The sequence below is a fragment of the Pseudarthrobacter sp. NamE2 genome (assembly GCF_005796205.1).
Lineage (GTDB): Bacteria > Actinomycetota > Actinomycetes > Actinomycetales > Micrococcaceae > Arthrobacter.
The window spans coordinates 121,839-134,256 of sequence record NZ_VAHN01000007.1 but is presented as its reverse complement, the minus strand read 5'-3'; the positions used below and the strand labels follow the sequence as shown (position 1 = coordinate 134,256).

11 protein-coding genes are annotated in these 12,418 nt (G+C 67.3%); 6 read left to right on the top strand and 5 right to left on the bottom strand.

Annotation, left to right across the window (positions count from 1 at the left end; all coding sequences use genetic code 11):
* Positions 1-11: 11 nt before the first annotated feature.
* From FDW83_RS10385 to FDW83_RS10375, 3 genes are all read right to left on the bottom strand, one after another.
* Positions 12-1,190 (bottom strand): cation:proton antiporter, encoded by a 1,179-nt coding sequence (locus FDW83_RS10385; protein WP_138138018.1) that lies wholly within the window; start codon positions 1,188-1,190, stop codon positions 12-14.
* Positions 1,191-1,195: 5 nt separating this feature from the next.
* Positions 1,196-1,678 carry a cation:proton antiporter regulatory subunit gene (locus FDW83_RS10380; protein WP_138138017.1) on the bottom strand — a complete coding sequence of 161 codons (483 nt, stop codon included), beginning with the start codon at positions 1,676-1,678 and terminating at the stop codon, positions 1,196-1,198.
* 88 nt (positions 1,679-1,766) lie between these two features.
* Positions 1,767-3,170 carry an MFS transporter gene (locus FDW83_RS10375; protein WP_138138016.1) on the bottom strand — a complete coding sequence of 468 codons (1,404 nt, stop codon included), beginning with the start codon at positions 3,168-3,170 and terminating at the stop codon, positions 1,767-1,769.
* 194 nt (positions 3,171-3,364) lie between these two features.
* On the opposite strand from FDW83_RS10375, the gene FDW83_RS10370 reads away from it, so the two are divergent.
* Genes FDW83_RS10370 through mnhG form a run of 6 tightly spaced genes read left to right on the top strand, consistent with a single transcriptional unit; the run spans position 3,365 to position 9,757 of the window.
* Positions 3,365-6,373: a Na+/H+ antiporter subunit A gene (locus FDW83_RS10370; protein ID WP_138138015.1), complete on the top strand. Its 3,009-nt coding sequence runs from the start codon at positions 3,365-3,367 to the stop codon at positions 6,371-6,373.
* Positions 6,370-6,891 (top strand): Na(+)/H(+) antiporter subunit C, encoded by a 522-nt coding sequence (locus FDW83_RS10365; RefSeq protein WP_138138014.1) that lies wholly within the window; start codon positions 6,370-6,372, stop codon positions 6,889-6,891. The genes FDW83_RS10370 and FDW83_RS10365 overlap by 4 nt, the downstream gene beginning before the upstream one ends.
* On the top strand, positions 6,888-8,525 hold the full coding sequence (locus tag FDW83_RS10360) for a Na+/H+ antiporter subunit D (RefSeq protein ID WP_138138013.1): 1,638 nt from the start codon (positions 6,888-6,890) through the stop codon (positions 8,523-8,525). The genes FDW83_RS10365 and FDW83_RS10360 overlap by 4 nt, the downstream gene beginning before the upstream one ends.
* A complete protein-coding gene (locus FDW83_RS10355; RefSeq protein WP_138138012.1) occupies positions 8,522-9,067 on the top strand; it encodes a Na+/H+ antiporter subunit E in 546 nt (181 codons plus the stop codon). Before FDW83_RS10360 ends, FDW83_RS10355 begins: the two co-directional genes overlap by 4 nt.
* Positions 9,064-9,342 (top strand): monovalent cation/H+ antiporter complex subunit F, encoded by a 279-nt coding sequence (locus tag FDW83_RS10350; protein ID WP_138138011.1) that lies wholly within the window; start codon positions 9,064-9,066, stop codon positions 9,340-9,342. The genes FDW83_RS10355 and FDW83_RS10350 overlap by 4 nt, the downstream gene beginning before the upstream one ends.
* The gene (gene mnhG / locus FDW83_RS10345; protein WP_138138010.1) at positions 9,332-9,757 is read left to right on the top strand and encodes a monovalent cation/H(+) antiporter subunit G; all 426 of its coding nucleotides are present in this window, start codon (positions 9,332-9,334) and stop codon (positions 9,755-9,757) included. Before FDW83_RS10350 ends, mnhG begins: the two co-directional genes overlap by 11 nt.
* A gap of 76 nt (positions 9,758-9,833) precedes the next feature.
* On the opposite strand, the gene FDW83_RS10340 is transcribed toward mnhG, so the two are convergent.
* Positions 9,834-10,097, bottom strand: a complete 264-nt coding sequence (locus tag FDW83_RS10340) for a DUF4235 domain-containing protein (protein ID WP_138138009.1) — start codon at positions 10,095-10,097, stop codon at positions 9,834-9,836.
* Between the two features lie 47 nt (positions 10,098-10,144).
* Positions 10,145-12,301 (bottom strand): hypothetical protein, encoded by a 2,157-nt coding sequence (locus tag FDW83_RS10335; protein WP_138138082.1) that lies wholly within the window; start codon positions 12,299-12,301, stop codon positions 10,145-10,147.
* Between the last annotated feature and the right edge of the window lie 117 nt (positions 12,302-12,418).

Sequence of the window (12,418 nt, the reverse complement as noted above, 5' to 3'; positions counted from 1 at the left end):
CCGGCAGGCAGCTACGCCTTCGCGGGAACCCCGGTGCTGCCGGTCGCCGCGACGATCGGCTCCACGTAGCGGGCGGCCAGCGGCCCCATCACGGCCATAATCAGTACGTAGGCCGTGGCAAGGGCTGCCAGTTCGTCCGGCACTGCTCCGGAGGTAACGGCGAGGCCCGCGATCACGATCGAGAATTCGCCGCGGGCGATGAGTGCCGCTCCTGCGCGGAACCGGCCGCGCTGCGCGATGCCCGCACGCTTGGCCGCCCAGATTCCCGTGACCATCTTGGTGGCGGCCGTGACCACCGCCAGCACCAGTGCCCAGCCGAGCACGGGCGGGATGGACGAAGGGTCCGTGTTAAGGCCGAATGCCACGAAAAAAATTGCTGCGAAAAGGTCCCGCAGCGGTTCCAGGATGCGCGTCGCGTTGTGTGCGGTGGCGCCGGAGATGGCGATGCCCAGCATAAAGGCCCCCACTGCGGCGGAGACCTGCATGGCGGATGCCACACCCGCGACCAGCAGGGCCGCGCCCAGGACGTTGAGCAGGAATACCTCGGAGTTCTCGCTGTGGACGGCCTTGGAAACGCGGTGCCCGTGCCGTAGGGCCACCATCAGCACCAGGCTCACTACCGCGAGGGCAATCCCAACGGCGGTGAGGCCGCCCAGGAAGCTGACGCCGGCGAGGATGGCAGTGAGGATGGGCAGGTAGACGGCCATCGCGAGATCCTCGAACACGAGGATGGAGAGCACCACGGGAGTCTCGCGGTTGCCCAGGCGGCCCAGGTCCGTGATCACCTTCGCCGCGATTCCCGAAGAGGAAATGTAGGTGACACCGCCCATCACCATGGCGCCTACGCCGCCCCAGCCCAGGAGCAGGGCAAGCAGGGCGCCCGGCAGGAAGTTCAGGACGAGGTCCAGCACGCCGGCCTGCCAGGACCGGCGCAGGCCGGTGAAGAGCTCGGCCGCCGTATATTCCAGCCCAAGCATAAGCAGCAGCAGGATGACACCAATCTCGCCGGAAAGGTGTGCGAATTCGTGCATACCTTCCAGCTTGATGATGCCTCCGGCGCCGAAGGCGAGCCCGCCCAGGAGATAGAGCGGGATGGGCGACATTCCGATCCGTCCGGCCAGCCTCGCCAACAGGCCGAGGCAGAACACAACGGCCCCAAGTTCAATGAGGGTCAGGGCCAGCGGGTCCATAGGGGTTATCCGTGGCGCAGGATGTCGGCCGCTGTGTCGAGGCCTTCCTGGGTTCCGACAGCGATCAGAAGGTCACCGGTGTGAAGCACGACGTCGGGTCCCGGCGAGGGAAGAACCTCGCCTTCACGCATGATGGCGACGATTGAGACGCCACAGCGGGTGCGGATACAGGCCTTGCCCATGGGCTGGTTCTGGAAGGGGGAGTCCGGAGCGATGGAGAACTGCCGGGTGACGATTCCGGGGACGTCCTTGTGCTCTTCGGTCAGCTTCATGGCCAGGTGCTGCCCGCCCAGCAGGTTTCCCAGGGTGGCAGCTTCATCGCTGGTCAGTGGGATGGACGCCTGGCAGGTATCGGGATCATCCCAGGTTGAAACGATAAGTTCGGTCTGGCCTTCGCGCCGCTCCACCACGCCGATGCGGCGGCCTGACGCTGTCATGAAATCCTTCCGCAGGCCAAGGCCCGGAAGGTCGGTCTCATCCACGTTCATGGTTTAAGCCTAGTCTTCCCGGCATGCACTTGGGGCCGCGGCAGGTTCCCTGGCGCTGAGCCGAAGAAGCGGCGACTGAACCGGGGGATCACGAGGCCGGAACCACCGCGATGGGCGCCTTGCCGGGCGACTTTACCGGCAGCAGCACCAGGAGCCCCGCCAGCAGGACCACCATGATGCCCAGGATGCCCCAGCGCTGCCCTTCACCCGGTGCCACCAGAGGTGTGGCTACCGTGATGCAGAGGGTGAACAGGGCAGGCGCCAGGAAGCTGACCGCCCGGCCGGTGGTGGCGTACAGGCCGAAGAGTTCCCCCGATTCGCCGTGCGGGGCCAGGCGTGCGAGGTAGGCGCGCGAGGACGACTGGGCAGGACCCACGAACAGGCAGAGGAAGAGGCCGAACACCCAGAACGTGGTGCTGCCCGCCCAGTCCATGCCGAAGAAGACGTAATCGCCGTTGCCCAGGACCAGGATCACCGTGCCGGCCACCAGGAGCCCCACCAGGGAGCCGATGATCACCGCTTTAGGGCCCACCCGGTCGTCCAGGAATCCGCCGATGACCGCCCCCACGGCGGCCACCACGTTCCCGAAGATGGCGAAGAAGATGACCTGGGACAGTTCGAAGCCGAAGGTGCCCGCGGCGATGACCCCGCCGAATGTGAAGACCGCCGCGAGCCCGTCGCGGAACACTGCACTGGCCAGCAGGAAGTAGATGGTGTGCGGGCTCGTGGCGTAGATGGCCTTGATGCGGCGGACCAGCAGCCGGTAACTGGCCGCGAACCGCAGCCTCGCGGACTGGTCCGTCGTGGGCAGTTCCGGGACGGCGAACAGCACGGGCAGGGCGAAGATGAAGAACCACAGGGCCGAGAAGACGGCGACCAGGCGGATGTTCAGGCTGTCCTCCGTGGAGGCGCCAAACCAGTCAAAGGCGGGCTGGACAAACAGCTGCAGGACGATCAGCAGAGCGACAATGCCACCCAGGTACCCTGCCCCCCAGCCGAACCCGCTGACCTTGCCGATGTTCCGCGGCGTTGAAACCTGGGCAAGCATGGCGTTGTAGTTGACGCCGGCGAACTCGAAAAAGACATTGCCCAAGGCGATCAGCGTGACGCCGAGGAGCAGGAATTCGGGACGCGGGAAGACGAAGAAGCAGAGTGCCGTGAGGACGGCGACGGCGGCCGTGTTGACTCCCAGCCACAGCTTGCGCCGGCCGCCGGCGTCCGAGCGCTGGCCGGTTACCGGGGCAAGCAGGGCGATGGCGACGCCAGCTGCCGCCAGGGCGCCGCCCAGCACCGCCGACGCCTGGTCTTCCCCGCCGAAGGTGTTGGACGTCAGGTAGACGGTGAAGACAAAGGTAGTCATCACGGCGTTGAAGGCGGCTGACCCCCAGTCCCAGGATGCCCAGGCCAAGATCCTTCCGCGGCTGGACGCATGGTGTCCGGATTCAAGTTCCGAGGCCGGCTGCATGGCCCCCGCGGCGCTGGCGCTGTTCATATTTGCATCGTATCCGCCGCTGGCGAACAGCCCGGGAATCCTGGCCCTGCCACGGCGTGGAAAACGGCAGGTGGACCGGGCATCACGGACAGGGTGATTACACGGACTTGGTAAACTGTCCCCTCCCGGACCTAACTTTTTTGCCGCCTGCTTTAACTTTTGACAATCGAATTCCTGACGTTGCGGAGAGCCCAGTGATCACAGTCCTTGCCGTGCACTTTTCGGTGGCTGTCCTGGCGCCGTTCTTCTTCAGGGCCTGGGGCCGCAACGCGTTCTACCCCCTGGCGGTTGTCCCGGCGGCATCCTTCGTATGGCTCCTGTTCCAGCACGCGCCCGTGTATTCCGGCACCGGAGCCGTGGCCGAGGTGGTTCCCTGGATCCCCGGCCTGCGCCTCGAGTTCGCGTTCCGCATGGATGCGCTGTCCTGGGTGATGTCACTGCTGGTGCTGGGCGTCGGAACCCTGGTGCTTTTCTATTGCGGGCGGTATTTCAAACGGAAAGACCAGGACCTCGGCGCATTCGGTGCCCAGTTGCTGGCCTTCGCCGGTGCCATGTTCGGCCTGGTGGTGGCCGATGACCTGCTGCTGCTGTTCATCTTCTGGGAACTGACCACCATCCTGTCCTACCTCCTGATCGGCTTTGCCCGGACCAGGCTGGCAGCCCGCCGGTCGGCGCTGCAGGCGCTCATGGTCACCACGGCCGGCGGCCTGGCCATGCTGGTCGGCCTGATCATGCTCGGCCACGCTGCCGGCACCTACCGCATCTCAGCCATCCTTGACCAGGCTTCCGGCCTGGTGGGCGGAGCGTCCGGCGCCATGGTGGGTGCCGCCGTCGTACTTATCCTGGTGGGCGCCATCACCAAGTCCGCCCTGGTGCCCTTCCACTTCTGGCTGCCCGGGGCCATGGCCGCACCCACCCCGGTCAGCGCCTACCTGCACGCCGCTGCGATGGTGAAGGCCGGCATCTACCTGGTGGCCCGCCTCGCTCCCGGGTTCTCCGAGACCGCATACTGGCAGCCGGTGGTACTCGGCCTGGGCCTGGCCACCATGCTGGTGGGCGGCTACCGCGCGCTCCGGCAGACCGACATCAAGCTCATCCTGGCCTACGGAACGGTGAGTCAGCTGGGTTTCCTCACCATGGTGGTGGGACTTGGCACGCCCGACGCCGCCCTGGCCGGACTTGCGATGCTCCTGGCTCACGGCCTGTTCAAAGCCACCCTGTTCCTGGTGGTGGGCATCATCGACCACCAGTCCGGCACGCGGGACGTCCGGAAGCTGTCCGGAGTCTTCAGCTCGGCCCGCGCCCTGGGCATCGTGGCCGGCATCGGCGCCGCGTCCATGGCAGGTGTGCCGCTGCTGGGCGGGTTCGTAGCCAAGGAGTCCGTCCTCGAAGCCTTTGTACACCACGCGGAAGATCCTGCGGCAGGGCCGTGGGGGATGCTGGTCCTGGCCGGGATCGTGCTGGGCTCCGTCCTTACGTTTGCCTACAGCGCGCGCTTTATGTGGGGCGCGTTTGCGGTCAAGCCGGGTGTGGAGCGCACGCCGTTCAAGGCCATCCGGCCGTCCTTCCTCGCCGCACCCGCCATCCTGAGCCTCCTCACCGTTGTTTACGGGCTATGGCCCGTCCCCGCGGACGCCTGGATCCAGCCATATGCGGCGCTGTTCGCTTCCACCGGGCACGACGCCGGCTCCCCCGCCGAGCAGGCAGGGCACCTTGCGCTGTGGCACGGTTTCAGTCCGGCGCTTGGCCTCACCGCCCTCACCTTCGCCCTTGGCCTTGGCATGTACTTCGGCCGCAACGCCGTCTCGAAGGCACAGTCAAAGGTGCCTGACTGGGTGGACGCCGACCGCGCCTACCAGCTGACCATCGGCGCCCTGGACGACGTCGCCGTGTGGATCACCGGCCGCACCCAGCGCGGCTCCCTGTACTTTTACCTTGCCGTCATCCTCAGCGTGGCGTTCGTGCTGCCTCTGGCCACCATCCTGGTGGACGGCAAGCCGTTGCCGGAGGGCATCTACCTCGTGGACCCGGGCTCGCCGCTGCAGCTCGTGGTGGGAGCAGGCATCATCATCGGCGCGCTGGCCGCGGTCAAGGCCAACAAACGCTTCCTGGCCGTCCTGATGGTGTCTGTCACCGGCTACGGCATCGCCTTGATGTTCGCGCTGCAGGGGGCACCGGACCTCGCCCTCACCCAGATGCTGGTGGAAACCATCATCCTGGTGGCCTTCGTCCTGGCCATGCGCAGCCTGCCGGCGGAACTCCGCGACCGGACCGGCGGGAAGTACCGGGTGGTCCGCGTCATCATCGGTTTGGGCTTCGGCGCCACCATGGTGTTTGCCGCCATCTTCGCGATGGGCGCGCGCATCGCCACCCCGGTCTCGCTGCAGTTCCCGCAGCTGGCCTACGAGGGCGGCGGAGGATTGAACGTGGTCAACGTGACGCTCGTGGACATCCGCGCCTGGGACACCTTCGGCGAAATCAGTGTCCTGGCGCTCGCGGCCACCGGCGTGGCCAGCCTGATCTTTGTCCGCGGCCGCGGAGATCGGATCCAGGCATCCGCCTTAGTGGCCGAAGGCTCCGTGGGCCGGCACCACGGGGTGGACCCCGGCTCCCGGGACGGTGCTGCACTTGCCATCAGCCGGCGCTTCGCCGCAGCCGCCCGTGACGCCTGGCTGGTTGCCGGCCGCACGCTGGCGCCGGAACGCCGGTCCATTATCTTCGAAGTGGTCACCCGGCTGGTTTTCCACTCCCTGGTGATCTTCTCCCTGTACTTGCTGCTGGCCGGCCACAACCTGCCCGGCGGAGGGTTTGCGGGCGGCCTGACGGCCGGCCTTGCCCTGACCATCCGGTACCTGGCCGGCGGGCGGTTCGAACTGCGCGAGGCCACCCCCGTCAGCGCCGGCGCCCTGCTGGGCATCGGCCTGGCCGTGGCCGCCGCCTCCGGCGTTGTGCCGCTGCTGCTGGGCGGCCAGGTGTTCCAGTCGGCCATCATCCAGTTCTGGCTGCCGGTGTTCGGGGACATCAAGTTCGTCACCTCCACCATCTTCGATATCGGCGTGTACATCGTGGTGGTCGGCCTGGTGCTGGATGTGCTGCGGAGCCTCGGTGCCGAAATCGACGAGCACTTTGAGGAGCGTGCGGCCGCCCCGGCCGATGACCAGGACGGCCTCACCGCCGAAACCACCGTGAAGGGCAATGCATGAGCGTCAACCTGGCACTGCTGATCGTCATGGGTGCCCTCTACGCCTGCGGGATCTACCTGATCCTGGAACGGAGCCTCACCCGGGTCCTGCTGGGCCTGATGCTGCTGGCCAACGCCACCAACCTGCTGATCCTCGCCACCGGCGGCTACGCTGGCCTGGCGCCGCTGTACTCGAAGGACATTGGGGCGGGGGACTACAACGACCCCCTGCCGCAGGCACTGATCCTGACGTCCATCGTCATCTCCTTCGCGGTCACGGCCTTTATGCTCGGCATTATCTACCGCACCTGGGTGCTGGCGCGGCGCGACGAGATCCAGGACGACGTGGAAGACCTCCGCGTCGCCGAAACCCCCAGCTTCGACGCCGAGGACGACGCCGAGATCCCTGCCGAAACGTCCGAGTTCCCGCTGGCAACCGTCACGGCCGGAGGCCGCGAATTGCCTGCCGGGCAAGCCGCCGCGGAAGAGAAACCCGGCTCGAACAACGTACCCCCAAGCCCGGAAGGAGGCGGAAAGTGAACATCGCCAGCTTTGCCCCGCTCGCCGTCGTACTTCCCATCCTGGGTGCCGCCCTGACCTTCCTGCTGATCCGGCACTCCCGCGCCCAGCGGGCGGTCAGCATCGGCCTGCTCTCCCTTACCCTGCTGCTCGAATGCCTGCTGCTGGCGCACGTGTGGGACGGCGGAACCGTGGCGGTGACCATCGGCGGATGGCTGCCGCCATGGGGGATCGTGATGGTGGTGGACCAGTTCTCCTCGCTCATGCTGGTGGTGTCCTCCGCCGTGAGCCTGGCCGTGCTGGTGTACGCCACCGGGCAGGGCATGGCCGACGGCGACCACGACGCCCCGGTGTCCATCTTCCACCCCACCTACCTGATCCTGGTGGCCGGGGTGTCCAACGCGTTCCTCTCCGGCGACCTCTTCAACCTCTACGTGGGCTTCGAGATCCTGCTGACCGCAAGCTACGTGCTGATGACCCTGGGCGGCACGGGCCCGCGCATCCGCGCCGGCGTCACCTACGTGGTGGTCTCCGTGGTGTCCTCGGTGCTGTTCCTGATCTCCATCGCCATGGTGTACGGCGCCACCGGAACCGTGACCATGGCTGACCTTGCCCTCAAGCTGGGCGAACTCGACACGGGCACGCGGACCCTCCTGCACGTGATGCTGCTGGTGGCGTTCGGTATCAAGGCGGCCGTCTTCCCGCTGTCCTTCTGGCTTCCCGACTCCTACCCCACCGCCCCCGCACCGGTCACCGCGGTGTTCGCCGGCCTGCTGACCAAGGTGGGCGTATACGCCATGGTCCGCACTGAGACCCTGCTGTTCCCCGGGGACTCGCTGAACACACCGTTGATGATCGCGGCGCTGCTCACCATGGTGGTGGGAATCCTCGGCGCCCTGGCGCAAAGCGACATCAAGCGCCTGCTCTCCTTCACCCTGGTCAGCCACATCGGCTACATGGTGTTCGGGCTGGCTATGTCCTCCGTTGCGGGCCTTAGCGCAGCCGTCTTCTACGTGGCCCACCACATCACCATCCAGACCAGCCTCTTCCTGGTCACCGGCCTGGTTGAACGCCGCGGCGGCAGCTCCTCCGTGGACCGCCTGGGCGGCCTGGCCAAGCTGTCGCCGCTGCTGGCGCTGCTGTTCTTCATCCCCGGCATGAACCTGGCCGGCATCCCGCCCTTCTCCGGCTTCCTCGGCAAGGTGGGGCTGATGCAGGCAGGCATCGAGCTGGGCACGCCGCTCGCCTATGCGCTGGTGGTCGGCGGAGTGGTCACCAGCCTGCTGACCCTCCTGGCGGTGGCCAGGGTGTGGAACCGCGCGTTCTGGCGCCGGCCCTCCGACGCCGAGCACCCGGACCCGGTGCTGCTGGCGGTCCCTGAAGAGGACGAAGCCTCCGGCCGCGGCGGCCTGCTAACCGCACAGCGCACCCGCGCCGCCACCCTGATGCCGCGCACTATGGTCGGCTCCACCCTGGGCCTGGTGGTCCTGGGTGTTGCGCTGACTGTCTTTGCCGGCCCCCTGTTCGGGCTCTCGGACCGCGCAGCGGACGACATGCTGGACAGGACCCCCTACATCCACGCCGTCATGGGTGAAGACACGGTGGTGCCGCCGGTCCTGCCCGCTGCCGTCACCGGCAATGGGGGAGGACAATGAGCCGCCAAAGGATTTCGCTGCGGCAGGAACTGCCGCTCCTGGTATGGCTGGTGATCGTCTGGGGCGCCCTGTGGCAGGACTTCAGCCCCGGAAACCTGTTGTTCGGCGCCCTGCTGGCCATCGCCGTCGCGCGCATGTTCTACCTGCCGCCCGTGGAGCTGAGCGGCCGGTTCAACATCCTCTACGCCATCCCGTTCGCCCTGGTGTTCCTGGCCAAGGTGGGGGCCGCCAGCGCCCAGATCCTGTACCTGGCCATCGCCAAGGGACCCAGGGTGACCAACGCCGTCGTCGCGGTTCAGTTGCGGAGCCACCAGGACCTGCTGGTGACCGCCACCGGGCACGTGATCTCCCTGATCCCGGGGTCCCTGGTGGTGGAGGTGGACCGGTCAACGTCTACCCTCTACCTGCACGCCATCAACATCAGCTCCCCGGAGGATGTGGACAACCTGCGCAACGAGGTACGGTCCATTGAGGCCGGACTGATCCGGATCATGGGCACCCGCGAAGAACTCGAAGCCGTCCGGATGGAGGCAGCCGGATGATGCACGCCGTCCTGGCCGTCACGGCCGTCATCTTTTCGCTGGCCGCCGCCGGTGCGATCATCCGCATCGCCCGCGGCCCGTCCCTGCTGGACCGGGTGCTCGCGTCCGACGTGCTGCTCGCGATCCTGGGCGGGGCGCTCTGCATCGACATGGCCGTGAACCGCCACCTCAACAACCTCATGCTGGTGCTGGCCATCTCCGTGATCGGCTTCATCGGCTCGGTGACGGTGGCCCGGTTCGTGGCCGACCGGAGGGAGCAGCCCAATGAGCCCTGACAGCTGGAACCTTGACCTGGCAACCGGGGACGCCTGGATCAACCTGGTCTCCGCCGTCTTTATGGTGGTTGGCGCCGTCATGTCGCTGGGCGCCGCGATCGGCCTGCTCCGTTTTCCGGACCTGCTGAGCCGGATGCACGCTGCCACCAAGCCGCAGGTGCTGGGACTGTTCCTGCTGCTGGCTTCCATCGGGCTGCAGATGCGGACCTGGTGGGTGTGGCCGGTGCTGCTGGTGGCCTGGATCTTCCAACTCCTCACCGCGCCTGTTTCCGCGCACATGGTGGGCCGGGCCGGCTACCGCACCAAGCACCTGCACCGCGAACTGCTGAGCACGGACGAATTGGATGCGGTGGTGCAAAAAGCCGCCGCCAAGGCCGCCCGGAAGGACGGCTTCGGCGACGGCTCCCCGCACTAAACCCGAAGAGTTTTTGTCCAGATATGCAGGGCTAAACAGCCCTCAAGCCTGCATACCTGGACAAAAACTCCGATGGTTAGACGATGTCCTTGGTCTTGGCGAACCGGGTGATCGCCCGCTGCGTGCCGCGGTTGGTTAGCACCTGGATGACGGCGCTCACCGCGGCGGACACCAGCGCGAACGTCAGCGCGGTCCGGAGCGTGGTGGGGACGTCGTCCTTGTCGTGCTTGGGCGGCTTTTTGCCGGTGGTCTTCTCCCAGATCACGTCCACGGCCTTGGTTCCCGCGAATCCGGCCAGCAGGCTGATGCCCGTGCCCAGCAGCTTGATGAAGAAGTTCATTGCGCGCCTCCTAGCGTGATGAATGCAGGTCCTTCCCTAGCCTAGCGTCAGGGTGCCGGGACCAGGCCTTCCCACGCAACGGTCCAGTGCGCCGGGAACCCCGGGGCGTGCCGCTCCGGACCGCCGTCCCAGCCCGCCGCCATCAGCGCCACGGCGGACAGCAGGCCGCCGTTCCCCGGCAGGTACAGCGGCAGCGAGTCGGTCTGCCGGTTGTGCCCGTTGGGCAGCACCACGTTCTTGGCGGCGTCCAGCAGGAGCGCGTCCACCGCAGTCTCCGGATCCTCAAGGCGGGCCGCGGTCATGGCCATCACCGGATAGTCCCAGCCCCACGTGCTGTCCCAGTCCCAGTCCGCAAAAACATCGGCCAGCGTGGCGCGCATGATGTCCGGATCGATGACGTCCGTCTGCGGGACCACGCCCAGGGCGCACAGCATGGACGGGTGGTCGGTGCGGATGGTGAATGGTTCGACGTCGATCGCGGCGTAGACGCCGTCCCGCACCTTGGGCCGGACCATGCCGTCGGCCACCGTCCGCCATTCCTCCCGCGGCGGCAGCCCCAGCCGCTCCCGCCAGGTGCCTGCCACGCGCAGCGCCCACTGCCAGTAGGCGAGCTCGAACGTGGGGTTGCTGGCCGTCCCCCGGGTGGACTCGTAGCTCTCCTGCGCCGGGACCAGCGGCGGGCCCAGTTCGAAGCCCCGGTCCGTGGGGCAGGCGAAGCTGGCCATGAACCCGGCAGTCTCGAAGACAATCTCCGCAAACTCCTCCAACAGTTCCCGCGACGGCTCCGCCCGGTAGGCCAGTTCCGCCAAGTGGATGGGATGCGGCTGCTGCCAGATGAGGAACGTGCCGATGGGGCTTGGGCTCTCGCGCCCGTCCAGTCCTACCTGCTTGGGCCAGCGGACGCCGTCGAACCCCTGCGCCTTCGCCGTCTGCCGTGCGGGTTCCAGGATGGAGGCGTACCAGCGCAGGGCCGGAAGCAGGAGCGGGGTCCGGTTCCAGGCGGCGAAGTGGGCCGCGTGCCACCAGTGCATCTCGAGGTGGAAGCGCCCGCGCCAGGAGTTGCAGACCAAACCTGTCTCCTGGGGCGGCAGCGACCCGGAGCAGTTGATGGCAGTGAGGTACTGGGACAGGATTGTCCGCCGTTCCAGCTCCGCCGCGCGCGGATCCTCCGGCGCGGAAAATTCGACGGCGGCTCCCGACTTCCAGAAGTACGGCCAGGACGTGCGGGACGCTTCGACGACGGCGCTTCCCGGCGTCGTGCCGGCGTCCGGGAGGGTGCCGGCGCCGGCTCCTCCGATGCCGCCGGTGCCGCGCGGGAGGCAGTCACCCTTGCCGGTGCTAAGGAAGTGCACACTGAGGTCCAGGACGTCCTGCCCGTCCGCCGCCCGGGCCAGGATGCCGTGCGGACTGGCCTGCTCCAGCTCCAGGCCGCTGCCCGTGACAACAACCTGGTATCCGCTGGCGTCCAGGTTCCGGTGGATCGCCCACTTCCGGGTGCTGCCGGATGCCGGAACTTCTTCAAGCCGGGTGCCGTGGGCGGCGGGGCGCGTCCAGTCAGCGGCGTTGTGCCAGGCTTCGGAGCCGTAGGGGAAGGACAGTGAGACGGCCAGGCCGTGCTGCAGGGCGGCGGATTCGATCCGGAACCCCAGCTCGTCCCGGTCCGGGTGGCAGGCGGTGGTGACCCGGACTGCCCGGCCCAAGAGGGTAAAGCTGCTGGTGGCTGTTCCGGTCCAAAGGTCCAGGACCTGGTGCGGATCCTCGATGTCCTCCGGCGCGAGGCCCGGGTTGTCCCGTTCCGGCAGGGTGAAAGCGATCCTGCCCAAATCCAGCCGGTGCGGGTTGGCGCGCAGCCATGTTTCGCCCTTGGCGGTGCCGGTTTCCCGGCCGTCCACGATGCCGCCCACCATGTCCACGTACGGCACAGGGCCGCGGGGTGAATCATAGAGGACTGTGGAATCGGATAAGGCGTAGTCCTGCTCCGGCGGGATGGAGTGCCAGCCCCACTGCGACTGCGTTCCCAGCAGCGTCCCGGGCGACAACTCGTCCCTGGCGCCAACGGGATATTCGGCGGGAAGGGACTGCAGGCCGGTGAGATCAAAGGTGAAGCAGAACTCGCCGTTGCCCACTGACACGGGGCTGCGGGGATCGAGGCTGCCTTGTTCCACGTTGTGGCGGCGTACCAAGGCTTCACGGTCGATCTTCATCTGCTGGCTGTGCACCGGCGCACGCCCTCCTCGGGTCAGAAAATCAGAAAACGGTTTCCAACCATCCTTGTAGCGCTCCGATGGCCTGTCAACCAGTGCAGCGCGGGCCGGGAAGGC

Bases quoted from the DNA above. Each gene is read 5' to 3' on its own strand.
- FDW83_RS10365 (WP_138138014.1), top strand. From the start codon at position 6,370: ATGAGCGTCAACCTGGCACTGCTGATCGTCATGGGTGCCCTCTACGCC.
- mnhG (WP_138138010.1), top strand. From the start codon at position 9,332: ATGAGCCCTGACAGCTGGAACCTTGACCTGGCAACCGGGGACGCCTGG.
- FDW83_RS10375 (WP_138138016.1), bottom strand. From the start codon at position 3,170: ATGAACAGCGCCAGCGCCGCGGGGGCCATGCAGCCGGCCTCGGAACTT.
- FDW83_RS10355 (WP_138138012.1), top strand. From the start codon at position 8,522: ATGAGCCGCCAAAGGATTTCGCTGCGGCAGGAACTGCCGCTCCTGGTA.
- FDW83_RS10350 (WP_138138011.1), top strand. From the start codon at position 9,064: ATGATGCACGCCGTCCTGGCCGTCACGGCCGTCATCTTTTCGCTGGCC.
- FDW83_RS10380 (WP_138138017.1), bottom strand. From the start codon at position 1,678: ATGAACGTGGATGAGACCGACCTTCCGGGCCTTGGCCTGCGGAAGGAT.
- FDW83_RS10340 (WP_138138009.1), bottom strand. From the start codon at position 10,097: ATGAACTTCTTCATCAAGCTGCTGGGCACGGGCATCAGCCTGCTGGCC.
- FDW83_RS10335 (WP_138138082.1), bottom strand. From the start codon at position 12,301: ATGAAGATCGACCGTGAAGCCTTGGTACGCCGCCACAACGTGGAACAA.
- FDW83_RS10385 (WP_138138018.1), bottom strand. From the start codon at position 1,190: ATGGACCCGCTGGCCCTGACCCTCATTGAACTTGGGGCCGTTGTGTTC.